Below are 24,289 nucleotides of genomic sequence, written 5' to 3' on the forward strand. Positions count from 1 at the left end.
GTCGGCGGGCGTCCGCGCTGAGGTGTGCCCGGCTCAGACGGAGCCGCGGAAGTCGGGGCCCTCGACGATCAGGCCGGTGACCAGCGCGCCGGACATGCCGGCGTGCGGCAGACCGCCGCCGGGGTGGGACCAGCCGCCCGCCCGGTACAGGTTCACCAGGCCGGTGGTGTTGCCGGGACGGAGCAGCGCGGCCCCTCCGCCGGCCAGCGCGGGGGCGGGAACGCCTTCCGCGCCGGTCTCCCGCCGGACGTCCGCCGGGGTGCGGACCTCGTGCCACAGCAGCCGCTCGCGCAGCCCCGGCACGGCGGCCTCCGCGGCCGTCAGCATCAGCCGCGCCCGCAGCTCCGCCTCCCGCGCGTCCGTACCGGCCGGCACCGTCGCGGTCAGGACCACGGACTCGTGGGCGTCGTCGGGCCGCAGCGCCGGGTCGCCGGGGCGCAGCACGGTGACCGTCGGGACGACGGAGGACCGCTCGCCGGCCGGGGGAGCGCCGGTGAGCGCCTCCAGCTCCGCCTCCCGGTCGGGGGAGTGGACCACCGTCCGGTGCACCGCGTCCGCCTCGCCCGCGCCGCGCAGCGCCAGCAGCACCGTGAGCCGGCCCGGCACCGGTCCGCCGGCCGGACCTGGCGCGACCTCGCCCTCGGCCGCGGTCGTGTGGGGGCCCGCCACGAGGTCGGGGCGCACGCCCACCACCACGTGGTCCGCCTCCTCGAGCGTGCCGTCGGCGAGCTCCACACCGGCCGCCCGGCCGTCCTTCTCCACCACGCGGACCGCCTCCGCGCCGAAGCGGAACTCGACCCGCCGGGCCAGGCAGCGCTCGTACACCGCGCGGGCCAGCTCGCGCAGCCCTCCGCGGACGTACCAGAGACCGAAGGCGTGCTCCATGTACGGCAGCACCGCGGCGCTCGCCGGGGCGGTCCGCGGGTCCAGGCCGTACGCGAGGGCGTGACTCTCCAGCAGACGCGCCAGCCGCGGATCGCCCAGCTCCCACTCGCCCACCTGGGCGAGGGTGGCGGCCCGCCGGGTCCGCAGCAGGCGCCGGTGCGGCACCGACGGGTACGGCTCACGACCGGCCAGCACGTCCCAGTTGGGCCACAGCGGCTCCTCCAGGAGCGGGCGGCGGGTGCGGTCCCAGGCCTCCCGGCCGCGGACCAGGAACGCGCCCCAGCGCTCCCCGGCGCCCCGGCCGACGCTCTGCTCCAGGGCCGCCACCACGCCGGCCCGGGAGGCGTTGGGCAGGTCCACCCGGGTGCCGTCGGGGAAGAGGTGACGGGCCGAGGGATCCGTCTGGACCAGCTCGACGCACTCCTCCAGCGGCTCCCTGCCGGTCTTGACGAACAGGTCGCGGTACACGGCCGGCAGCGGGAGGAGGCCCGGACCGGTGTCGAAGGCGAAACCGTCGCGTTCCCGGCGGCGCAGGGCGCCCCCGTAGGTGTCCGTCCGCTCGTACACCGTCACGCGGTGGCCGGCCACGGCCAGGCGCGCGGCGGCCGCCATGGCGCCCATGCCGGCGCCGATCACTGCTACCCGTCCCATGCGGGGGAGTCTAGGCCGCGCGGACCAGCGCGTTCCTGCGGGGACGGGCATGCCGAAGGGGCGCCCGCCTCGGCGGACGCCCCTGAAAGCTGTCGGTCAACGGTCCGGCTGGTCGTCCCGGCGGCGCTGCCAGCGCTGCTCGATGCGATCCATCACGGACCTTTTACGGACCGTCGCCGCGGCTCCGGGTGTGCCCGGGGCGTCGGCCGGCTGCTCGCCGGACCGGGGGCCCTTGCGCCAGCCGGTGACGGCGAGAACGGCGCACCCCAGCATGACGAGGAAGCCCACCACGCCGATCCAGATCTGCTGGGCGACCATTCCGGTCATGAGGAGCGCGATACCTACGAGGAAGCCCGCTACCGCCTGGTAGACCCGTCGCCGGGTGTACGTGCGCAGCCCGCTTCCCTCGAGCGCTGTCGCGAACTTGGGATCTTCGGCGTACAGCGCTCGCTCCATCTGCTCGAGCATGCGCTGCTCGTGCTCCGAGAGCGGCACGGGAGTCCTCCTCATCGTGCAGTCGCCGGGGCGACCGGGGGTCCCCTCCAGGATAGGCAGGGAATCGCCCCCGTGAAACCCGCCCCTCTACGCCATTCGGCAACCGGTTCCGGTCATGGCGGGGCCGGCCCGTGGAACGTTCATTCCCCGCGGGCCCGCCTGTCATGCCGGGCGGTCTGCCCCCGATCATACGGGTCTCGCGGCCGGTCGGCAGGGGTCACGACGGAGTCCGTCCGGAGCCGCGCCGCTGATCACGGCGGGGATGCCGGCCGGAAGGCGGTGCGGGACGCCGGACGCGGGGTGGCCGGGACCCGGCGTCGGCACGGGTCCGGACGGTCCCCGGCAGCCCCGCGGGGCCCTGTGCGGCACCGCGGGAGCCGCCCGGGAACGGTACCCGGCCGTGCGAATTGGCCAGGTTGTGACGGTCACGACACCGCTGTCGCCGCCGTGACGGTCACGAGGCCGGTGTGAACCGCCGTGACGGTCAGGACGCCGCTGTGACCGCCGACACCGCTGTGGCCGCCGTGACGGTCACGACGCCGGGGGCGCCTCGGCCAGCACGTGGAGCTGGGTGGCCACCGAGTGGAAGGCCTCCAGCGAGGCCACCGCGGACTCCAGGCGCAGCAGCGCCTCCCGGGCGCCGGGCTCGGTGTCGACCAGGACGCCGGGGACCAGGTCGGAGAAGACCCGCACACCGTGCACCGCGCCCACCCGCAGGCCGCTCCCCTCGACCAGCGTGGTCAGCCGGTCGACGGTGAAGCGGTGCGGGACCGGATCCTGCTCGCCCCAGCGGCCGTCCGGGTCCTCCAGCGCCTGCCGGGCCTCGTTGAAGTGGCCGGCCAGGGTGCGGGAGAGCACCGCGCCGCCCAGGCCCGCCGCGAGCAGGCTCAGCAGCCCGCCGGGGCGCAGCGCCGCGGCCACGTTGCGCAGCCCTTCCGCGGGGTCGTCGACGTACTCCAGCACGCCGTGGCAGAGGACCGCGTCGTAGGAGGAACGGTCCACGACGTCGAAGAGGCCGTGGACGTCCCCCTGAACCCCTCTCACCCGGTCGGCCACTCCCGCCTCGGCGGCACGGCGCTCCAGGGCGAACAGGGCGTCGGGGCTCGGGTCGACGACGGTGACCCGGTGCCCGAGCGCGGCGACCGGCACGGCGAACCTGCCGCTGCCGCCGCCGGTGTCGAGGACGTCGAGCGACGGGTCGCCGCCGGACTTGGCGCGGCGGTCCAGGGCGTCCTTCAGGACCTCCCAGACCACGGCGGTACGGAGAGAAGCGCGGGGGCGCATCGGGTCCGACACGGCGATTGACTCCTCGGCGGGCGATCGGTGGCCGCCCGCCCACGGGAGCGCGGGGGGCCGGCGAATGCCCCCACCCTAATGGGCGTCCGGGCCGGTCAGCCCTGTCGCCCGCTCCACCAGACGCAGGAACGTGGAGACGTCGCGTATCAGGTCGTCGGCCTCCCGCGCGGAGACGGCGTGCGGCAGGTCGGCCTCGGCCCGCGCGCGGCGTTCGGCACCCGCGGCGAAGAACGAGGCCCACTCGCTCAGCTCCGGCGCGGCTTCCGCGAGGACCTCCCAGGCGCTGCGTATCGGCGTCCGGCGGCCGCGGCGGGGCTCGGGCAGCTGGTCGACGCGCACCGCGAGCACGGCGGCGGCACCGCGCAGGGCGGCCAGGTGGGCCGCGGCGTAGCGCTCGTTGGGCGTGGTCAGGAGCAGAGCGCCGTCCAGCCCCCGGCGGGCACGGTCGAGCAGATCGAGGCCGGCGGGCGGTGCGGACGCCCGGCGGGCCACCGGGTGGGTCATGGCGAACCTCCTGTCGTCGTACGACAGCATCTGTCCTGTCTGGTCCCATCTTGGGGTCTGCCACTGACAATCGCGCCGACCTGCGGTTTTGCCCGACGGGCGGGTTCGGGTTAGTTTTTGCACTGACCAGTCAGTGCAAAAAGCTGAGGTGCATGCGTGTGAGCCGGCAGGGGGACGGGCAGCCGCCCGGATCGGGCGTCGCCGCCCGGGGACTCGGAGTGAAGGGGCCCAGGGGCTGGGCGTTCAGGGGCGTGACCTTCGAGGCCGGTCCCGGCTCGCTGGTGGCCGTCACCGGCCCCACGGGGTCGGGCCGCACGGCGCTGCTGCTGGCCCTCACCGGGCGGATGCGCACGGCCGAGGGCACGGCCCGGGTGGCCGGGCTGGAACTGCCCCGGCGGATGGCGCGGGTCCGCCGGGTGTCCGGGGTGGCCCACATGCCCGGCGTGACGGACCTCGACCCCGCCCTGACCGTCGCGGAACACCTCCGCGAGCGGGCACTGGTCGGCCGCCGGTACGGGGGACCGGCGGCCGACCTGGTGCGCGGACTGCTGCGTTCGCCGCGGGCGCGGGCGGCCGAGGACGCGGCCCGCGCGGACGCGGCGCTCCGGGCCGTGGGGCTGGTGCCCGGCGACCTGCCGAAGGAGGACCGCACGGCGGTGCGGGACCTGTCCCGGGCGCAGGAACTGCGGCTCTCGGTGGCACTCGCGCTGCTCGGCCGCCCCGGGCGCCCCGAGGTGATCGCGGTGGACGACGCGGACCTCGGCCTGTCCGGTCCCGAGCGGGAGGAGGCGGTCGCGCTGCTGTCCTCGCTGGCCGCCGGCGGCACGACCGTCCTGGCCGCGTTCCGCGAGGCCCCGGGTGAGGCGGACCTCGTGGTCCCGGTCGGTGAGCCGGCCGCCCCGGAGGACCTCCCGCCCGCGTCCGGACGCCTCCGCCGCGTGGTCCGCCGCGGCGCCCCTGCCGCCGCTGTTCCGGTGGCCGCGGGCGACGAGTCCGTGGGCCCCGACGACACCGCCGGACCCGCTGGCCCCGGGGGTCCTGGCGGCCTCGGTGGCCTCGGTGGCGGGACGGCCGCGGATCCGGCGGCGCCCGACGCCGCGGCCGCCGCCGACGACGCCAAACACGGTCGAGCGGACCGGAACGGTGCTGCGGCGCCCGGCCGGACCGCGCCCGGCCGGACCGCGCCCGGCCGGACCGCGCCCGGCCGGACCGCGCCCGACGAGACCGGCCCTGACCGGGCCGCGTCCGATGAGACCGTGCCCGACGGGGCCGGATCTGACCGGACCGCGCCCGACCGAACCGGCCCTGACCGGACCGCGCCCGACCGAACCGGCCCTGACCGGGCCGCGTCCGGCGGGACCGTGCCCGACGGAGCCGCTTCCGGCGAGACCGGCCCTGACCGGGCCGTGCCGGAAAAGACCGTGCCCGAAGAGACCGACCTCGAGGGAACCGCCCCCGCCGCGGCCGGACCGGGCGACGCCGACGAGGACACCCCCCAGTCCGGGAAGGCGGCGAACGACGCCCCCGGAGAGGACCCGCAGGAGGCCGTCGAGGCCCCGACCACCGAGGAGGACGCGGATGCGCACCCCGCGACTGGCCGCGCTTGAGCTGCGGCGGTTCGGCCGGGGTCGGCTGACCCGGGCCGCACTGGTCTCCATGATCCTGCTGCCGCTGCTGTACGGCGCGCTCTACCTGTGGTCCTTCTGGGACCCCTACGGCAACCTCGACCGCGTCCCCGTCGCGCTGGTCAACCAGGACCGCGGCGCCACCGCCGAGGGCGAGAGGCTGACGGCCGGTGACGACATCGCCGACGGCCTGCGCGACAGCGGGACCTTCGACTGGCGGCAGGTCGGTCCCGAGGAGGCACGCGAAGGCGTGGAGAGCGGCCGGTACTACCTGTCGCTCACCATCCCCGCCGACTTCAGCGAGCGCATCGCCTCCGGAGGGAGCGACGATCCCCGGGCCGGGGCGCTGAAGGTGCGGACCGACGACGCGAACAACTACATCGTCGGCCAGATCTCCCGCACCGTCTTCGCCGAGGTCCGCACCGCCGCCTCCACCAAGGCGACCCGCGGCTTCCTGGACCACATCTTCGTGTCCTTCTCCGACATCCACGACGCCACCGAGGAGGCCGCCACCGGCGCCGACGACCTGGCGGGCGGCATCGAGAAGGCGAAGAAGGGCTCCCAGGACCTGGCCGGCGGGCTCGGCGACGCCCGGACCGGCAGCGAGGACCTGCACAAGGGCCTGACCCGGCTGCACGGCGGCAGCAAGGACGTGGCCGACGGCGCCCGCCGGGTGGCCGCGGGCACCGGGACACTGGCCGGCAAGGTCAACGGCGTCGCGGACACCGTGCGCCCCTTCCTGGAGAAGAACGAGCAGACCATCGCCAACACCGCGCGCCTGGTGGCGGACGCCGCCGGCGAGGTCCGCGCGAACCTCGACGCCCTGGCCGACGCCGCGCCCGGGGCGGCCCGCGACGCCGCCGCCTCCTCCACGACCCTCACCGACGTCCACCACACGCGCTGCGAGGTCTCCCCGCTGCCCGACCCGGCCTGCCCCGACCTGAAGAAGGCCGCCGACGCCGCCGCCGACACGGCCGCCGTCGCCGGGGACGTGGACGAACTGGTCGCCGGCCAGAAGGACCACCTCGCCGCACTCGACAAGCACCTCGCCACCCTCGAGAAGCAGGCGGACGCCCTCGCCGGCCGGGCCCCCCGGCTCACCGAGGACCTCGACGACGCCGTGCGCAGGATCAACGCACTGGACCGCGGCGCGAAGGCGGTCGCGGCCGGGGCCAAGGACCTCCACAAGGGACTCGGCCGCGCCGAGAAGGGCGCCGCGAACCTCGACGAGGGCGTCGGCGCGCTGAAGAAGGGCGCCGACCGCCTCGACGGCGGCATCTACCGGCTGGTCGACGGCTCCGGCGAACTCGCCGGCGGCCTGCACGAGGGCGCCGGGAAGATCCCCGACCTCGACACGGCCGAACGCGACCGCCGCACCGAGGTGATGGCCGACCCCGTGCGCCTGGCCAACTCCAAGCTCCACCAGGCCGACAACTACGGCACCGCCTTCGCGCCCTACTTCATCCCGCTCGCCCTGTGGGTCGGCGCGATGGTCGCCTACATGCTGATCCAGCCCCTCAACCGCCGGGCCCTGGCGGCCGGGGCACCGGCCTGGCGGATCGCCGTGGCCGGCTGGCTGCCGGTGGCGGCGCTGGGCGCGCTCCAGGTGACCGCGCTGATGTCCGTCCTGCACTGGGGGATCGGCCTGCGGACGGCCCGCGGCGCGGCCACCGTCGCTTTCCTGCTGCTGGTCACCGTCTGCTTCGCGGCGATCGTCCAGTGGCTCAACGCCCGCTTCGGCGCGGCCGGCCGGATCCTGGTGCTCGCCCTGCTCATGCTGCAGCTGACCTCGGCCGGCGGCACCTACCCGGTGGAGACCAGCCCCGGCTTCTTCGGCGCGATCCACCCCTACCTGCCGATGAGCCACGTCGTCGAGGCGCTGCGCCGGCTGATCACCGGCGGCGACACCGCCCCGGTCCTGCAGGCCTGCGCGGTCCTGCTCGCCTATACCGCCGGAGCCCTCGTGCTGACCTCGGTCGCGGCCCGGCGCAAGCAGGTGTGGACCTTCGACCGCCTGCGCCCGGAGCTGAGTCTGTGAGAATCGACGGCATGAAAAGCAGCACCGGCCGCCGTGCCGCCACCAAGCAGAAGCTCTACGAGGCGGCCGTGACCCTCATCGCCGAGCAGGGCTTCTCCGCCACCACGGTGGACGAGATCGCCGAGCGGGCCGGGGTCGCCAAGGGCACCGTCTACTACAACTTCGCCAGCAAGTCCGTGCTCTTCGAGGAGCTGCTGCGGCACGGGGTCGGGCTCCTGACGGCCTCCCTGCGCGAGGCCGCCGAGCAGACCGCGCGCAGCGGCGGCAGCCGGGTGGACGCGCTGGACGCGATGATCCGGGCCGGCCTGGTCTTCATCCACCGCTACCCCGCCTTCACCCAGCTCTACGTCGCCGAGCTGTGGCGCACCAACCGGGCCTGGCAGGAGACGCTGATGGTGGTCCGGCAGGAGGCCGTCGCGGTGGTCGAGGGGGTGCTGCGGGACGGCGTCGAGGCCGGGGAGTTCAGCGACGAGATCGACGTCTCGCTGACGGCGGCCGCCCTGGTGGGCATGGTCCTCGTCGCGGCGCTGGACTGGCTCGCGTTCCAGCCGGAGCGGTCGCTGGACGACGTGCACGGCGCGCTCTCCCTGCTGCTGCAGGGCCGGGTGACCGGACGGCGCTGACCCCCGTCGGAGGGCTCCGCCACGGGGCTCCGCCACGGGGGCGCCGCCACGGGCGGCCCCGGGCCGGGCGGCACGCGCACCGGTACCGCCGCCCCGTGTCGGCGGTACCGGCGGCGCGGTGCCCCGCTCCCCCGGGAACACTCTGCCGCCCGCAGGGTCCCGCCCCATCCGGGCGGATACTCATCCCCCGGCTGAGTACGCGTACTCAGCCGCGCCCGCCGCGGGGCGCGTCTACCATCACGGGCGTGTCCGTACTTCCCCTGGTGTTCACCAGCGGCTGGGCCAGCGGCGTCAACGCCTACGCGGTGGTGTTCCTGCTCGGCCTGTTCGGCGCGGCCGGACTGACCGAGGAGGTGCCGCAGGCGCTGCAGCGGACCGACGTCCTGGTGGCGGCCGGGGTGCTCTTCCTCTGCGAGGCCGTGGCCGACAAGATCCCCTACCTGGACTCGGTGTGGGACGCCGTCCACACGGTGGTGCGGCCGCTGGCCGGAGCGGTGGTGGGGGCGCTGCTCGCCGGGCAGAGCGGGTCGCTGCCCGAGCTCGCGGCCGGAGCGGTCGGAGGCTCGACCGCGCTGATCAGCCACCTGGTGAAGGCCGGCACGCGGATGGCGGTCAACACCTCGCCCGAACCGTTCAGCAACGTGCTGGTGAGCGTCGCGGAGGACCTCGGCGTGGCGGGCGTGGTGACCCTCGCGATCTTCCACCCGGTGGCCGCGGCGATCATCGCGGGCGCCCTGCTGCTCGCCGGCCTGGTCGCGGTCCTGCTCCTCGCCTCCCGCATCCGCCGCTACCTCCGCCGCCGCGCCCAACGCCGCGAGGAACGCCGCCGGGCCGCCCGCCTCTGAGCCCGGGGAGCCACGCGCCCCGAGGCGAGGCGGAGCAGGGCCCGGAACGGGAGCGGACCGGGCGTCCGACCCGGCCCCCGGGCCTCACCTCGTCCGCCTCACCCCGCCCGTCTCAGCCCCCGCCTCACCCCGTCCGTTTCGCGAGACGTGACCGCCACGCCTTCGACGTCCACGCCCCCGAGGCCCACACCCCCGAGACGCGCCGGCGCAGGCGGGCCACCGCGCGTGCCGCCGAGCGGGGGGCGAGGGTGGCGCGCAGGCGCGCGGGACCGGTCGCCGCGGCACGCAGCGCCTCCACCACCGCCCGGGCGTCGGCGGCCGTCCCCGGCACCGCCTCGGCCCGCGGCGCGTAGAGCACCCGCTCGACCGCCGTGGCCACCCGGTGCACCGCGTCCGTCCTCGGCCCGTCCAGCCCGCCCACCCGCGCGATGCGCTCCGCCGCCCGGCGCGGCGTGAGCGAGTCGTCCGGGACGGTGCCGAGGTCCCAGGCGGTGTCCGTGACCTCGCGCCACAGCCGCAGCGTGTGCGGGGCCACGTCCGCCCCGCCCCGCGACGGAGGCCCGAGCCGTCGCCTGCGCACCCGCGTGCGCCACAGCATCGGCGACAGCGGCGCCAGCACGACGACGAGTGCGACCAGCGACCACAGCAGGACCTGGGGCCAGCGGGGTCCGCCGCCGCCTGCGGCCGCCGCCGGCTCGTCCTCGTCCGGGCAGGCGTCCAGACGTCTCCGCTCCGGCGTGCAGCTCTCGCTGCTGGACGGCTTCGGCTTCGGCGCCGTCAGCTCGTCGTCCTCGGCAGCAGCCGAGGGCGTCGGCGTCGCACCGCCCGGCGTGGTCTCGGGCCGCGTGTAGTCCGGGACCGTGCCCCGCGTCGGCGTGGGCTCGAACCGGGTCCACCCCACGCCCTCGAAGTACAGCTCGGGCCAGGCGTGGGCGTCCCGGAGGTTCACCTCCATGCTCCCGTCGCCCCGCTCGGCGCCCGGTGCGAAGCCGACCGCGACCCGCGCCGGTATGCCCAGCGAACGCGCCATGGCGGCCATCGCGAAGGAGAAGTGGACGCAGAAGCCCTGGCGGGCTTCCAGGAACCGGGCGATCGCGTCCGGGTCCTCGCCCAGCTCGACCTCGGTGTCGTAGGTGAAGCCACCGGTGACCGAGAACCAGTCCTGCAGCGCGACCGCCTGCTCGTAGGCGTTGCCCGCGTCCTCGGTGACCGCGCGCGCCGTCTCGCCGACCTCGTCGGGCAGGGTCGACGGGAGATCGGTGAAGTTCCGCAGCTCGGGACCCGGCGCCGGGGCGGAGGCCAGCTGCTCGCGCGTGGGCAGGACCTCCAGGCTGGAGACCTCCCAGGTCTCGCCCTCCGTGGTGGCTCCGGCGTCGGCGCTGACGGTCAGGTTCAGCGGGTCGAGCCGCCACCGGCCGAGCGCCTCGGCCCAGGTGGCCGGGTAGGGCATCGGCAGGTGCCGCTGCTCGTACCAGTCGGCGGCCGTGATCCGGCTGGTCACCTCCTTGCGCCGCACCTGCGCGCCCAGGCCCGGCGGGTCGGGGAAGCGCGGAGGGAGCAGCACGGTCCGCCGCGGCGAGGCCTTCCAGGTGGTGCCGTCGAACTCGTCCAGGGAGACGATCCGCAGGTACATGTCGCCCGCTCGCCGCGACGTGGTGCGCACGGTCAGCACGGTGCGGTCGTCGGAGTCGTTGAGGTTGTCGCGCAGCGCGACCAGCAGGTCCACCGAGTTGCCGTTGCCGCGCCCCCCGGTCCCCGTGCCGCTGCCCGAGCCCAGGCCGCCCACCAGGCTGGTGCCCAGCGAGGGGAGCGCGGCCGGGGCCAGCAGCGCGACCCCCAGCGCGGCCGCCCCGATCCTGCGCCCGGTCCGCTGCCCGCCGCCCCGCGAGGCCGCTCCGGCCCCGCCGAAGGTGCGGCCCCACCGGGTGAGCCGCTCCCGGCCGTCGGCCAGCAGCAGCACCAGATAGCCGACCGCCGCCGCGCCGAACGCGAACGCTCCGGCGCCGCCCTCCTCGGCGAGGCCCGCGGCCACCGAGTACAGCGCCAGCAGGGGCAGTCCGGCCGGGGCGGCCAGCGCGTAGGTCACCGCCAGGGTGTCCACCAGCACCGCGATCAGCAGCACGCCACCGACCAGCAGCAGCCCGATGCCGTCGGTCAGCGGCGCCGGGTTCGCGTACTCGGTGACGTCCACCAGCCCCTGCCGCGCCAGGGCCGCCAGGCGCGCCACCGCCCCGGGGCCCGGCAGCAGCCAGGCCACCGCCTGCTCCCGGGCGAAGAAGAAGGACAACAGGGCCACGGCCGCCACCAGTTCGACGGCGACCACCGTCGGCCGGGGCGCGGAGAACCGCCGGGCCGCCGCGCCCACGCCCGCCAGCAGGGCGACCGCGATGACGGCCCGCGTGTACCAGGTGCCGTCCTCGGTGAGCGGTATCAGCGCCATGGCCGTCAGCAGCGTCGCCGCCGCGGCGGCCAGCGTCGTCCTCGTCCGCACGCTCATCGCCGCTCACCGCCGTCCACGAGCCCCGCCCGCTGCTGGTCCGCCTGCCGCCACACGGCTGCCATCGAGGCTCCGCGCGGCGCCCGCACCACCGTCCAGCCCGCCTCGCGCAGCACCCGCTCGGCGTCCGGCGGCGCGACGGCCGCCCCGGCGCCCACCGGGAAGTCCGGCTCGGCGTCGTCCTCGTCCTCCGGGAGGAAGGCGAGGGCGCCACCGGTGCGGTGCCGCATCCGGGCGACGGTGCGCGCCTGTTCCTCGTCGAGCGCGCCCAGGAACGCCACCAGCAGTCCGTCGCCGCTGCGGCGCAGCACCTCCTGCGCGGGCGTCAGATCCTCGCCGTCGGAGTGGCCGATCACCGACAGGGTGTCCATCAGCAGGCCCGCCGCCTCCGCCGTCCCGGCGCCGGCGCCCCCGGAGGCGGCCCCCGCCTCACCCGGCACCTGGCTCCCGGCGTCGGTCAGCAGCCGCACCGAGTACCCCCGCTGCAGCATGTGCGTGAGCACGGAGGCCGCGCCGGACACCGCCCACTCGAACGCCGAACCCGGCCCGGCGCCCAGGTAGGCCGCCCGCCGGGTGTCCAGCAGCACCGTGCACCGGGCGCGGTGCGGCTGCTCCTCCCGCCGGACCATCAGCTCGCCGTACCGCGCGGTGGAGCGCCAGTGGACCCGGCGCAGGTCGTCGCCGTACCGGTAACCGCGCGGCAGCACGTCGTCCTCGCCGGCCACCGCCATGGAACGCTGCCGCCCGTCGCCGAACCCCAGGGCCCCGCGGCCCAGCCGCACCGGCGGCAGCGCCTCTACCCGCGGCACCACCGTCAGCATGTCGTGCGCGGCGAACGAGCGGGTCAGCTCGCACATCCCGAACGGGTCCGCCACCCGCAGCTCCAGGGGACCCAGCGGATAGCGGCCGCGCAGGTCGGAGCGGACCCGGTAGGACACCTCGCGGTGCCCGCCCGGCTCGATGCGGTCCAGCACGAACCGGGGCCGGGGCCCCAGCACGTACGGCACCCGGTCCTGCAGCATCAGCAGCCCGGTGGGCAGCCGGGAGACGTTGTCCACCCGCAGCCGCACCCGCGCCTCGGCACCCGTCGGCACCCGCGCCGGCGTCAGCCCGCGCGAGGACGTCACCCGGTGCCGGGTCCGGTGCACGGCGACGGCGCACAGCAGCGGCAGCGCCGCCAGCAGCAGCCCCACCCGCAGCAGGTCCTGCTGCCCCAGCACGTACGCGCACACCCCCGCCGAGACCCCCGCGGCGAGGAACGAACGCCCCCGGGTGGTCAGCCCCGCCAGCGCCACCCGCATCCCGCCCGGGCCGCGCGCGGCCCGCCGGCCCCCCGGCTCCATCACAGGCCCCGCACGCCCGGCGCGGCGGGAACCGGAGTGTGCGCCAGGATCTCCCGCACCACCGCCTCCGCCGTCCGCCCGGCCAGCTGGGCCTGGGCGTTGGGCAGCAGACGGTGGGCCAGCACCGCCTCGGTCAACGCCTGCACGTCGTCCGGGAGCGCGAACTCCCGCCCGGCCAGCGCCGCCGCGGCCTTCGCCGCGCGCAGCAGGTGCAGCGTGGCGCGCGGCGAGGCGCCCAGTCTCAGGTCCGGGTGGACGCGGGTGGCCGCGACCAGCTGCACCGCGTAGCGGCGGACCGCCTCCGAGACGTGCACCTCGCGGACCGCCTCGATCAGCTTCACGACGTCGTGCGCGTGCGCCACCGGCTGCAGGTCCTCCAGCGGCGGCGCCCCGCCGTGCACGTCCAGCATCCGCAGTTCGGCCTCCGCGCTCGGATAGCCGACGGAGACACGGGCCATGAACCGGTCCCGCTGCGCCTCCGGCAGGGGATAGGTGCCCTCCATCTCGACCGGGTTCTGGGTGGCCACCACCATGAACGGGCTGGGCAGCGGATGGGTCTGGCCGTCGATGGTGACCTGCCGCTCCTCCATGGACTCCAGCAGCGCCGACTGCGTCTTGGGGGAGGCCCGGTTGATCTCGTCGCCGATCACCATCTGGGAGAAGATCGCACCCGGCTTGAACTCGAAGTCCCGCCGCTGCTGGTCCCAGATGGAGACGCCGGTGATGTCCGACGGCAGCAGGTCCGGGGTGAACTGGATGCGCCGCACCGAGCAGTCCACCGAACGGGCCAGCGCCTTGGCGAGCATCGTCTTGCCGACGCCGGGCACGTCCTCGATCAGCAGGTGACCCTCGGCGAGCAGCACCGTCAGCGCCAGCCGCACGACGTCCGGTTTGCCCTCGATCACCCGCTCCACCGCGCCGCGAATCCGCTCCGTCGTCGCGGTCAGATCGGAAAGGTTCCCTCGGTCGTCGTACGTCGTCACCCCGGCCCCCTTCGGCCCCAATGTCGTGTCCCCTGAGCAACGGCCGGTTCCCGTGCCCCCGTCCGCATTCTTGTTCGCCGGAGTCCTGCCTGTCAGGGCCTGTGGACAAGACCGGTCCGGACCAGGGGCGGCCTGTGGACAACTCGGGCGACTTTCGCAGGATTTGCCACCCGTACGGGGGACGCCGAACGCCCGGCCCGGGAAGGATCCCGGACCGGGCGCTGCGGAAACACGGAGGCACGGGGCGGACGGGACGCCCGCACCGGGCCGTCAGGCGGCGTCGATCTCCCGCAGCAGACCCGTCTTCACGTCGAAGACGAAGCCGCGGACGTCGTCGGTGTGGAGCAGGAACGGCGAGGTGCGCACCTTCTGCATGGACTGCCGGACGTCCTGGTCGACGTCGCGGAAGGCCTCCACCGCCCAGGTCGGACGCTGGCCGACCTCCAGTTCCAGCTCGTGCCGGAACTCCTCGGTCAGGGACTCCAGGCCGCAGCCGGTGTGGTGGATCAGCACGATGCTGCGGGTGCCCAGGGCGCGCTGGCTGATGGTCAGGGAGCGGATCACGTCGTCGGTGACCACGCCGCCCGCGTTGCGGATGGTGTGGCAGTCGCCCAGGTCGAGACCGAGCGCCGCGTGCAGGTCGAGGCGCGCGTCCATGCACGCGACGACTGCCACGCGCAGCACCGGACGGGCGTCCATTCCGGGGTCGGTGAAGGCCGCGGCGTAGTTCTGGTTCGCCTCGACCAGGCGGTCGGTCACGGAGCCGGAGGTGTCGGCACCGGGGGAGGGGGCGGCGGAGCCGGCGGAAGCAGAAGTCGACATGAGGAAGACGTTACTGGCCACTTCCCGCCCCGACACTTGCGGAAGGGGACAAACGGAACCGTCGATCTTCTGTGTGAGGTAACCCACAGGGGTGGAGTGCACTGCGCCGCACGGGTGATTCCTGTAGGGCGGGGACGGCCCCGCCCCTCCGCTGGACGACGCGCAGGGCAGTTGATTGACCGGCAGACAGGGTGGACTAAAGTGACGCGAAGCGGGAGGCGGGACACGCCACGCCCTCCCCGCTGGACCGAATTCCGGAGAACCCGGGCCGAGGACGCCCGGGACCTCCCCACGTGCGCGGCGCGTACGTGCGGCTCGGCCTCCTCCCGCTCCCGGCCGGCCGACGCTCCTGGCGCCGGCAGGCCTCCCCTTCGCGGGCGGGCGGGGACCCGGTTGCGCGTATCGCCACGCGGACCTGAGAGGGCCCCTTGAGCGAGAGCCGACATGTCCCTGTGATGCTCCGGCGGTGCCTGGACCTCCTGGCGCCCGCCCTGGAGCGGCCGGGAGCGGTCGTGGTCGACTGCACCCTCGGCCTCGGCGGGCACAGCGAGGCCATGCTCACCCGGTTCCCCGAGGTCCGGCTGATCGGCCTGGACCGCGACAAGGAGGCGCTGCGCCTGTCCGGCGAGCGGCTCGCCCCCTTCGGCGAGCGCGCCACCCTGGTGCACGCCGTCTACGACGAGCTCCCCGAGGTCCTCGACCGCCTCGGCATCCCCCGCGTGCACGGCGTCCAGGGCGTCCTCTTCGACCTCGGCGTCTCCTCCATGCAGCTGGACGAGGCCGACCGGGGCTTCGCCTACGCCCAGGACGCCCCCCTGGACATGCGCATGGACCAGAGCACCGGCATCAGCGCCGCCGAGGTCCTCAACACCTACCCGCCGGGCGAACTGGTGCGGATCCTGCGCGCGTACGGCGAGGAGAAGCAGGCCAAGCGGATCGTCTCCGCCGTGGTGCGCGAGCGCCAGAGGGAGCCGTTCACCAACAGCGCCCGGCTGGTCCAGCTGATCCGCGACGCCCTGCCGCAGGCCGCCAAACGCACCGGCGGCAACCCCGCCAAGCGGACCTTCCAGGCCCTGCGCATCGAGGTCAACGGCGAGCTGAGCGTCCTGGAGCGGGCGATCCCCGCCGCGGTGAAGGCCCTCGCCGTCGGCGGCCGGATCGGCGTGCTGTCGTACCACTCGCTGGAGGACCGGCTGGTCAAGCAGGTCTTCGCGGCCGGCGCCGCCTCCACGGCACCGCCCGGACTGCCGGTCGTCCCCGAGGAGTACCAGCCCCGGCTGAAGCTGCTCACCCGCGGGGCCGAGCTGCCCACCGAGGAGGAGATCGCCGAGAACCGGCGGGCCGCCCCGGCCCGGTTCCGCGGGGCGGAGCGCGTCAGGGAGGACGTCAAGTGACCACCGAGGGCCAGGGGGAGGTCGGATGAGCGGGAAACCGCAGCTGCGGGGACGCGCCGCACGGCTGGCGGCGCTGCTGCCCACCCGGGGCAGCCAGGCCGCCCGCACGCCGTTCGTGCTGCTGGTGGTCGCCCTGCTGGGCGGCGGGCTGATCACCCTGCTGCTGCTCAACTCGGCGCTCAGCGAGGGCTCGTTCCGCCTCTCCGACCTGCGCCGCGAGACCAAGGCCCTGACCGACGACGAGCAGGCCCTGCAGCGCGACGTCGACGCCCACGCGGCGCCCGACGCGCTGGCCCGCCGCGCCCAGGAACTCGGCATGGTCCCCGGCGGCGACCCCGCCTTCCTGCAGCCCGACGGCACCGTCCGCGGCAGGCCGCAGGCCGCCACCGGCATCCCCTCGCCGCCCGCCCAGGCCTCGCCGTCCGTCTCCGCGACGGCGGCCGCCACCCCGGTCTCCCCCTCCGGCAGCGGGGAACCGGCGGCCTCCGGCCCGGCGTCCCCCACCGCGCCGGGAGCCGCGGCCGGGGCGGCCACGTCCTCCCCGGACGCCGCCTCCACCGACCCGAGTTCTCTTACCCCCGGCAGGTGACGGAAGTGCCCGACAGGCAAGCCCAGCGACGCCGCGTCCCCGCGCCCGGCCGGCAGGCCCGGTCCGCCGGGCAGGCCGGCCGCCGCCCGTCCGGGTCCGGCGGCCGCGGCGGCGGACGGCCCACGCCCCCGCGCCGCCCGTCCGGCCCCGAGCCGCTGCGGCTCGGCAGCCCGCGCCCCCGGCTCCGCCTGATCGGCCTCGCCCTGACCCTGGTGCTGTCCGCCTTCCTGGTGAGGCTGCTCCAGGTCCAGGCGGTGGACGCCAGCACCTACACGGCCAAGGCCCAGCAGAACCGCTACGTCGACCAGAAGGTCGAGGCGCAGCGCGGCGACATCACCGACCGCAACGGCGTCGCCCTCGCCAGCAGCGTCGACGCCGACGACATCACCGCCGACCCGACGATGTTCACCCGCAAGGCCACCGGCATCGACGACGCCCCCGAGCGGGCCGCCGAGCTGCTGGCCCAGGTGCTGGGCGGCGACGACGAGGAGCAGGCGGAGATCGCCCGCAAGCTGCGGACGAAGAACACCATGTACGTGCTCCTGGCCCGCCGCCGCACCCCGCAGGAATGGCAGCAGATCGCCGACCTGAAGGCCGAACTGGCCCGCCAGGAGAGTGAGGACTCCGGCGTGGTCAACGTGCTGGCCGGCGTCTTCTCCGCGCCCAGCAGCAAGCGCGTCTACCCCAACGGCGACCTGGCCGCCTCGGTGCTGGGCTGGGTCGACGCCGAGGGCGCCGGCAGCGGCGGCATCGAGCGGCAGATGCAGGAGACCCTGGCCGGCCGGGACGGGAAGATCCGCTACGCGCAGTCCGGCGGACGGCAGGTGCCCACCGCGGGACTGAGCGAGAAGCCCGCCGTGCCCGGCTCCACCGTCGAGCTCACCATCGACCGCGACATCCAGTGGGCCGCCCAGAGGGCCATCGGCGACCAGGTGGCCGCCTCGAAGGCCGACCGCGGCTACGTCATCGTCCAGGACACCCGCACCGGCGAGATCCTGGCCATGGCCAACGCTCCCGGCTTCGACCCCAACGACCTCTCGAAGGCCGACCCCGAGGCGCTGCGCAACGCCGCCGTGGAGGACGCCTTCGAACCCGGCTCCACCGCCAAGGTGATCTCCATGGCGGCGGTGCTCGACGAGGGCGTGGCCACCCCGGGCACCCACGTCACGGTCCCCAACCGGCTGCACCGCGGCGACCGGCTCTTCCGCGACGACATCGACCACGAGACCTGGCACCTCACGCTCAACGGCGTGCTCGCCAAGTCCAGCAACATCGGCACCATCATGGCCACCGGCCAGCTCGGCGACACGCAGAAGGAGGCCAACGAGGTCCTCCACTCCTACCTGCGCAAGTTCGGCCTCGGGCAGCCCACCGGACTCGGTCTGCCCGGCGCCACCTCCGGCATCCTCGCCCCGCCCGGGGACTGGTCCACCTCGCAGCAGTACACGATCCCCTTCGGCCAGGGCGTGTCCGTCAACGCCCTGCAGGCGGCCTCCGTCTACTCCACGGTCGCCAACGACGGCGTGCGGGTGCAGCCCACCCTGGTCCGCGGCACCCGCGGCCCCGACGGCAGTTTCACCCCGGCGGAGGAGCCCGAGAAGACCCGGGTGATCAGCGCGAAGACCGCCAGGACCCTCGCCCGGATGCTGGAGTCGGTGGTCGACGACGAGGAGGGCACCGGGACCAAGGCCCGCATCCCCGGCTACCGGGTGGCGGGCAAGACGGGCACCGCCAACCGGGTGGATCCCAAGACCGGGAACTACAGCGGCTACACGTCCTCCTTCGCCGGGTTCGCCCCCGCCGACAAGCCGCGGATCACCGTCTACTGCGTCATCCAGAACCCCACCGAGGGCAGCCACTTCGGCGGACAGATCTGCGGCCCCGTGTACAAGCAGGTCATGGAGTTCGCCCTGAAGACCCTCCAGGTCCCGCCCACCGGGAAGGAACCCGCCCGACTGCCCGTCACCTTCGAGCCCTGAGCCGCCGCACACCGTCAGCACGACCCAGAACAGCAGGAACGCCCGTGACGACGATCACCTCCGGTCCCGGCCCCGCCGACGGATCCGGTCACGCCCCGCCCGGCCCCTCGCTTCGCTCCGGAACCCCCGCGCCCGGTACGCTCACCGCCGTGCCACAAGCTGATCAGTCCCCCCACAACCAGAAACCCGCGGGGCCGCCGAGGCCCGCGCGGGTCGCCGCGACCCCCCTCGGCGAGCTGGCCCGGGCGCTCGGCGCCCCGGACCCGGCGAGCGGCGCCGAGGTCACCGGCATCACCCACGACTCCCGTGCGGTGCGGCCCGGCGACCTGTACGCGGCCCTGCCGGGCGCGCGCGCCCACGGCGCGGACTTCGCCGCCCAGGCCGCCGCCCTCGGCGCGGCCGCAGTGCTCACCGACCCGGCCGGCGCCGACCGCGCCGCGGCCACCGGGCTGCCGGTCCTCGTCACCGAGGACCCGCGCGGCCGGATGGGCGAACTCGCCGCCACCGTGTACGGCCGCCCGGGCGACGCCCTGCTGCAGATCGGCATCACCGGCACCTCCGGCAAGACCACCACGGCCTACCTGGTCGAGGGCGGCCTGCGCACCGCGCGCTCCACCGGGCTGATCGGCACGGTCGAGATGCGCATCGGCGACGAGCGCATCAAGTCCGAGCGCACCACCCCCGAGGCCACCGACCTGCAGGCCCTCTTCGCGGTGATGCGCGAACGCGGCGTCGAGGCCGTCGCCATGGAGGTCTCCAGCCACGCCCTGGTGCTGGGCCGGGTGGACGGCTGCGTCTTCGACGTGGCCGTCTTCAACAACCTCAGCCCGGAACACATGGAGTTCCACCGGGACATGGAGGACTACTACCAGGCCAAGGCGAGCCTGTTCACCCCGGAACGCAGCCGGCTGGGCGTGGTCAACACCGACGACGAGTACGGCCGCCGCCTCGCCCGTGAGGCCGGCGTCCCGGTGATCACCTACTCCGCCGACGGCAGCCCCGACGCCGACTGGCGCGCCGAGGACGTCCGCACCGGCGCCATGGACTCCGTCTTCACCGCGGTCGGCCCCGAGGGCGAGCGGATCACCGCCCGCGCCCCGCTGCCGGGCTGGTTCAACGTGGCCAACACCCTCGCCGCGATCGTGGCGCTGTCCGCCGCCGGACTCGACCCGCAGGCCGCCGCCGACGGTGTCGCCGCGGTGCCCGGCGTCCCCGGCCGCCTCGAGCGCGTCGACGCCGGCCAGCCCTACCTGGCGGTCGTCGACTACGCCCACAAGACCGACGCCGTCGAGTCGGTGCTGCGCGCCCTGCGCCAGGTCACCGAGGGCCGCCTGCACGTGGTCATCGGCTGCGGCGGCGACCGCGACGTCACCAAGCGCGGCCCGATGGGCGCCGCCGCGGCCCGTCTCGCCGACACCGCCCTCCTCACCTCCGACAACCCCCGCTCCGAGGACCCCCTGGCGATCCTCGCCGCCATGCTGGAGGGCGCCGCCTCGGTGCCCGCCCACGAGCGCGGCGAGGTCCGGGTCTTCGAGGACCGGGCCGCGGCCGTCGAGGCCGCCGTCGCCCTCGCCGGGCCCGGCGACACCGTGCTGGTCGCCGGCAAGGGCCACGAGCAGGGCCAGGACATCGCCGGGGTCGTCCGGCCCTTCGACGACCGCCAGGTCCTCCGCGAAGCCGTCCAGAAGACCCAGGCACCCCAGAAGACCCAGGGATGAACCAGTGATCGCCCTCTCCCTCGCCGAGATCGCAGAAGCCGTCGGCGGGCAGACGCACGACATACCGGATCCGTCCGTCCAGGTCACCGGACCGGTCGTCCGCGACTCCCGTGACGTGACGCCAGGAAGCCTCTTCGCCGCCTTCACGGGCGAACGCGTCGACGGCCACGACTTCGCGGCGCAGGTCGTCGAGGCGGGTGCGGTCGCCGTCCTGGCGTCCCGTCCCGTCGGCGTGCCCGCGGTCGTGGTGGACGACGTCCAGGCCGCCCTCGGCGCGCTCGCCCGCCACGTCGTGACCCGCCTCGGCGCCACCCTGGTCGCCCTGACCGGATCCGCCGGGAAGACCAGCACCAAGGACCTCATCGCCCAGGTGCTCGGCCGCAAGGCGCCCACCGTCTGGACGCCGGGCTCGCTCAACAACGAGATCGGACTCCCGCTCACCGCGCTCAGCGCCACCGAGGAGACCCGTTTCCTGGTGCTGGAGATGGGCGCCCGCGGCATCGGCCACATCCGCTACCTCTGCGGCCTCACCCCGCCCCGGATCGGCGTCGTGCTCAACGTGGGCAGCGCCCACATCGGCGAGTTCGGCGGCCGGGAGCAGATCGCCCAGGCCAAGGGCGAGATGGTCGAGGCGCTGCCGTCCGCCGAGGACGGCGGGATCGCCGTGCTCAACATGGACGATCCGTACGTCAAGGCCATGGCCTCCCGGACCACGGCGAAGACGGTCTTCTTCGGCGAGTCGGACGAAGCGGACGTCCGTGCCGAGAACGTCCGACTCACGGACACCGGACGCCCCGCGTTCCGTCTCCACACACCCTCCGGGTGCAGCGATGTGACAATGCGCCTGTACGGTGAGCACCACGTGTCGAACGCGCTCGCCGCGGCCGCCGTCGCCCATGAGCTGGGCATGTCCGCGGAAGAGATCGCCCTCGCGCTCTCCGAGGCGGGCTCCCTCTCCCGCTGGCGGATGGAGGTCACCGAGCGCCCGGACGGCGTGACCGTCGTCAACGACGCCTACAACGCGAACCCCGAGTCCATGCGAGCCGCCCTGCGCGCGCTCGTCGCCATGGGTGAGACCGCACGGGCCAAGGGGGGCCGTACGTGGGCGGTGCTCGGCCAGATGGCCGAGCTCGGGGACGAGGCTCTCGCCGAGCACGACGCCGTCGGACGGCTCGCCGTCCGGCTCAATGTCGGCAAGCTCGTCGCGGTCGGTGGCCAGGAGGCCCGCTGGCTGCAACTGGGCGCATACAACGAGGGTTCGTGGGGTGAGGAGTCGGTGCACGTGTCCGACGCAGAGGCGGCGATCGACCTGTTGCGCAGCGAGCTGCGACCGGGGGACGTCGTCCTGGTGAAGGCTTCCCGGTCGGTGGGGCTCGAGAAGGTCGCCGAGGCGCTGCTCGAGGGTGAGGTCGCCGCCCGATGATGAATCAGATCCTGTTCGCGGGAGTCATCGGCCTCTTCCTGACTCTGATCGGCACCCCGCTGCTGATCAAGCTGCTGGCCAAGAAGGGCTACGGCCAGTACATCCGCGACGACGGGCCGCGCGAGCACCACAGCAAGCGCGGTACGCCGACCATGGGCGGCATCGCCTTCATCCTGGCGACGATCGTCGCGTACTTCGCGGCCAAGCTGATCACCGGCAACGAGCTCACGCTCTCCGGTCTGCTGGTCCTCGGCCTGATGGCCGGCATGGGCCTGGTCGGCTTCCTCGACGACTACATCAAGATCGTCAAGAGGCGTTCGCTCGGCCTGCGGGCCAAGGCGAAGATGGCCGGCCAGCTCATCGTGGGCGTCGCCTTCGCGGTGCTCTCGCTGCAGTTCGCGGACATCCGGGGCAACACCCCCGCCTCCACCCGGATCTCGTTCGTCGAGGACTTCGGCTGGTCGATCGGCCCGGTGCTGTTCGTGGTCTGGGCGCTGTTCATGATCCTGGCCATGTCGAACGGCGTGAACCTCACCGACGGCCTCGACGGCCTCGCCACCGGCGCCTCGGTGATGGTCTTCGGCGCCTACACCTTCATCGGCATCTGGCAGTTCCAGGAGTCCTGCGCCAACGCGGAGACGCTGACCAACCCCGGCGCCTGCTTCGAGGTACGGGACCCCTTGGACCTCGCGGTGGTCGCCGCGGCCCTGATGGGCTCGTGCTTCGGCTTCCTGTGGTGGAACACCTCGCCGGCGAAGATCTTCATGGGCGACACCGGCTCGCTGGCCCTCGGCGGCGCGCTGGCCGGCCTCGCGATCTGCTCCCGCACCGAGCTGCTGCTCGCGCTGCTGGGCGGTCTGTTCGTCCTCATCACCATGTCGGTGGTCATCCAGGTCGGCTCCTTCAAGCTGACCGGCAAGCGGGTCTTCCGGATGGCGCCGCTGCAGCACCACTTCGAACTCAAGGGCTGGTCCGAGGTCCTGGTCGTGGTCCGGTTCTGGATCATCCAGGGCATGTGCGTGATCGTCGGACTGGGTGTCTTCTACGCGGGATGGGCGGCCAACAAGTGACCCACGGCCAGGAGCGGCGGGGCCTGCGGCAGGGAGAGGATCTCCGGGGGAAGAACGTCACGGTCGCCGGGCTCGGAGTCTCCGGCGTCCCGGCGGCCAAGGTCCTCGCGGGCCTGGGCGCGCACGTCACCGTCGTCAACGACGGCGACGACGAGCGCGCCCGCGCCCAGGCGGCCGAGCTCGCCGGGCTGGGCGTCACCGTCCGCCTCGGCGACGGCGACACCCTGCCGGACGGCGCCGAACTGATCGTCACCGCGCCCGGCTGGCGGCCCGACAAGCCGCTGTTCGCCGCCGCCCGCGAGGCCGGCGTGCCGGTCTGGGGCGACGTCGAGCTCGCCTGGCGCCTGCGCGACCTCGACGGCCGCACCCCCGCCCCCTGGCTCTGCGTCACCGGCACCAACGGCAAGACCACCACCACCCGGATGCTCGCCTCCATCCTGGAGGCCGCCGGACTGCGCACCGCCGCCGTCGGCAACATCGGGGTCTCCCTGCTGGACGCCGTCCTCGGCGACACCGAGTACGACGTGCTCGCCGTCGAGCTCTCCAGCTACCAGCTGCACTGGGCGCCCTCGCTGCGCGCCCACTCCGCCGCCGTCCTCAACCTGGCGCCCGACCACCTCGACTGGCACGGCTCCATGGAGGCGTACGCCGCCGACAAGGGCCGTGTCTACGAGGGCAACCAGGTCGCCTGCGTCTACAACGTGGCCGACAAGGCCACCGAGGACCTGGTGCGCGAGGCCGACGTCGAGGAGGGCTGCCGCGCCATCGGCTTCACCCTCGGCACCCCCGGTCCCTCCCAGGTCGGCGTGGTCGACGGCATCCTGGTCGACCGGGCCTTCGTCGAGAACCGGCAGAAGAACGCCCAGGAACTCGCCGAGGTCTCCGACGTGAGGCCGTCGGTGCCGCACAACATCGCCAACGCGCTGGCCGCCGCCGCGCTGGCCCGCGCCTTCGGCGTCCCGGCCGGCGCGGTCCGCGACGGGCTGCGGGCCTTCCGGCCCGACGCCCACCGCATCGCCCACGTCGCCGACGTGGACGGCGTCGCCTACGTCGACGACTCCAAGGCCACCAACACCCACGCGGCGGAGGCATCCCTGGCCTCCTACGAGTCCGTGGTGTGGATCGCCGGCGGACTCGCCAAGGGCGCCACCTTCGACGAGCTGGTCACCAGGGCCGCGAAGCGCCTGCGCGCCGTGGTGCTGATCGGCGCCGACCGCGCGCTGATCCGCGAGGCGCTCGAGCGTCACGTGCCCGAGGTGCCGGTGGTCGACCTCGACCGCACCGACGAGGGCGCGATGGCCGCCGCGGTCGCCGAGGCCCGCGCCCTCGCCCAGCGGGGCGACACGGTGCTCCTGGCGCCCGCCTGCGCCTCGATGGACATGTACGCCAACTACAACGCCCGGGGCGAGGCGTTCGAGAGGGCCGTCGGCGAACTGGCCTGATCCGGAGGGCGGCCGCGGGGACTTCCCGGCCGCCCTCCGCTGTTCGCCGCGCCGGCCGGAGCCGGCC

Annotated in this window: 19 protein-coding genes; 11 read left to right on the forward strand and 8 right to left on the reverse strand. The window is 74.8% G+C overall.

What is annotated here, in order from left to right:
- Positions 1-33 precede the first annotated feature (33 nt).
- The 4 genes from Sfr03f_RS12065 to Sfr03f_RS12080 form a co-directional block, all read right to left on the reverse strand.
- Positions 34-1,536, reverse strand: coding sequence for a phytoene desaturase family protein (locus tag Sfr03f_RS12065; protein ID WP_245967528.1), 1,503 nt, complete (start codon positions 1,534-1,536; stop codon positions 34-36).
- 96 nt (positions 1,537-1,632) lie between these two features.
- A complete protein-coding gene (locus Sfr03f_RS12070) occupies positions 1,633-2,031 on the reverse strand; it encodes an SCO2097 family morphological protein (RefSeq protein ID WP_108953841.1) in 399 nt (132 codons plus the stop codon).
- A gap of 531 nt (positions 2,032-2,562) precedes the next feature.
- Entirely contained in the window at positions 2,563-3,327 is a 765-nt protein-coding gene (locus tag Sfr03f_RS12075) for a methyltransferase (protein WP_170145067.1), read from the reverse strand.
- Positions 3,328-3,402: 75 nt separating this feature from the next.
- Positions 3,403-3,861 carry an SAV_6107 family HEPN domain-containing protein gene (locus Sfr03f_RS12080; RefSeq protein ID WP_159105633.1) on the reverse strand — a complete coding sequence of 153 codons (459 nt, stop codon included), beginning with the start codon at positions 3,859-3,861 and terminating at the stop codon, positions 3,403-3,405.
- Between the two features lie 128 nt (positions 3,862-3,989).
- Between Sfr03f_RS12080 and Sfr03f_RS31690 the strand changes: the two genes are divergently transcribed.
- From Sfr03f_RS31690 to Sfr03f_RS12100, 4 genes are all read left to right on the forward strand, one after another.
- Positions 3,990-5,438 (forward strand): ATP-binding cassette domain-containing protein, encoded by a 1,449-nt coding sequence (locus Sfr03f_RS31690; RefSeq protein WP_359288629.1) that lies wholly within the window; start codon positions 3,990-3,992, stop codon positions 5,436-5,438.
- Positions 5,410-7,494, forward strand: coding sequence for a YhgE/Pip family protein (locus Sfr03f_RS12090; protein WP_108953843.1), 2,085 nt, complete (start codon positions 5,410-5,412; stop codon positions 7,492-7,494). The genes Sfr03f_RS31690 and Sfr03f_RS12090 overlap by 29 nt, the downstream gene beginning before the upstream one ends.
- 11 nt (positions 7,495-7,505) lie before the next feature.
- Positions 7,506-8,117, forward strand: a complete 612-nt coding sequence (locus Sfr03f_RS12095) for a TetR/AcrR family transcriptional regulator (RefSeq protein ID WP_108953844.1) — start codon at positions 7,506-7,508, stop codon at positions 8,115-8,117.
- A 245-nt stretch (positions 8,118-8,362) separates the two neighbouring features.
- Positions 8,363-8,962 (forward strand): DUF4126 domain-containing protein, encoded by a 600-nt coding sequence (locus tag Sfr03f_RS12100; protein ID WP_108953845.1) that lies wholly within the window; start codon positions 8,363-8,365, stop codon positions 8,960-8,962.
- A 124-nt stretch (positions 8,963-9,086) separates the two neighbouring features.
- Here the strand turns inward: Sfr03f_RS12100 and Sfr03f_RS12105 are convergent, their stop codons facing one another.
- From Sfr03f_RS12105 to Sfr03f_RS12120, 4 genes are all read right to left on the reverse strand, one after another.
- Positions 9,087-11,459 (reverse strand): transglutaminase TgpA family protein, encoded by a 2,373-nt coding sequence (locus Sfr03f_RS12105; RefSeq protein ID WP_108953846.1) that lies wholly within the window; start codon positions 11,457-11,459, stop codon positions 9,087-9,089.
- On the reverse strand, positions 11,456-12,802 hold the full coding sequence (locus tag Sfr03f_RS12110) for a DUF58 domain-containing protein (RefSeq protein ID WP_108953847.1): 1,347 nt from the start codon (positions 12,800-12,802) through the stop codon (positions 11,456-11,458). The genes Sfr03f_RS12105 and Sfr03f_RS12110 overlap by 4 nt, the downstream gene beginning before the upstream one ends.
- Positions 12,802-13,785, reverse strand: a complete 984-nt coding sequence (locus tag Sfr03f_RS12115; RefSeq protein ID WP_108953848.1) for an AAA family ATPase — start codon at positions 13,783-13,785, stop codon at positions 12,802-12,804. The genes Sfr03f_RS12110 and Sfr03f_RS12115 overlap by 1 nt, the downstream gene beginning before the upstream one ends.
- 270 nt (positions 13,786-14,055) lie before the next feature.
- Positions 14,056-14,607: a beta-class carbonic anhydrase gene (locus Sfr03f_RS12120; protein WP_108953849.1), complete on the reverse strand. Its 552-nt coding sequence runs from the start codon at positions 14,605-14,607 to the stop codon at positions 14,056-14,058.
- Between the two features lie 428 nt (positions 14,608-15,035).
- Between Sfr03f_RS12120 and rsmH the strand changes: the two genes are divergently transcribed.
- The 7 genes from rsmH to murD are packed head-to-tail and all read left to right on the forward strand — an operon-like array spanning position 15,036 to position 24,222.
- Entirely contained in the window at positions 15,036-16,001 is a 966-nt protein-coding gene (gene rsmH / locus Sfr03f_RS12125) for a 16S rRNA (cytosine(1402)-N(4))-methyltransferase RsmH (protein ID WP_108953850.1), read from the forward strand.
- Positions 16,002-16,026: 25 nt separating this feature from the next.
- A complete protein-coding gene (gene ftsL, locus Sfr03f_RS12130) occupies positions 16,027-16,590 on the forward strand; it encodes a cell division protein FtsL (RefSeq protein WP_245967529.1) in 564 nt (187 codons plus the stop codon).
- A complete protein-coding gene (locus tag Sfr03f_RS12135; protein WP_108953851.1) occupies positions 16,587-18,569 on the forward strand; it encodes a peptidoglycan D,D-transpeptidase FtsI family protein in 1,983 nt (660 codons plus the stop codon). The genes ftsL and Sfr03f_RS12135 overlap by 4 nt, the downstream gene beginning before the upstream one ends.
- 44 nt (positions 18,570-18,613) lie before the next feature.
- Positions 18,614-20,287 carry a UDP-N-acetylmuramoyl-L-alanyl-D-glutamate--2,6-diaminopimelate ligase gene (locus Sfr03f_RS12140; RefSeq protein ID WP_174721574.1) on the forward strand — a complete coding sequence of 558 codons (1,674 nt, stop codon included), beginning with the start codon at positions 18,614-18,616 and terminating at the stop codon, positions 20,285-20,287.
- Between the two features lie 4 nt (positions 20,288-20,291).
- Positions 20,292-21,710 (forward strand): UDP-N-acetylmuramoyl-tripeptide--D-alanyl-D-alanine ligase, encoded by a 1,419-nt coding sequence (locus Sfr03f_RS12145; protein WP_108953852.1) that lies wholly within the window; start codon positions 20,292-20,294, stop codon positions 21,708-21,710.
- Positions 21,710-22,780, forward strand: coding sequence for a phospho-N-acetylmuramoyl-pentapeptide-transferase (gene mraY, locus Sfr03f_RS12150; protein ID WP_174721583.1), 1,071 nt, complete (start codon positions 21,710-21,712; stop codon positions 22,778-22,780). The genes Sfr03f_RS12145 and mraY overlap by 1 nt, the downstream gene beginning before the upstream one ends.
- On the forward strand, positions 22,762-24,222 hold the full coding sequence (gene murD, locus Sfr03f_RS12155; protein ID WP_108953854.1) for a UDP-N-acetylmuramoyl-L-alanine--D-glutamate ligase: 1,461 nt from the start codon (positions 22,762-22,764) through the stop codon (positions 24,220-24,222). Before mraY ends, murD begins: the two co-directional genes overlap by 19 nt.
- Positions 24,223-24,289 lie beyond the last annotated feature (67 nt).

The sequence above is a fragment of the Streptomyces fragilis genome (assembly GCF_003112515.1).
Taxonomy (GTDB): Bacteria; Actinomycetota; Actinomycetes; order Streptomycetales; family Streptomycetaceae; genus Streptomyces; species Streptomyces fragilis.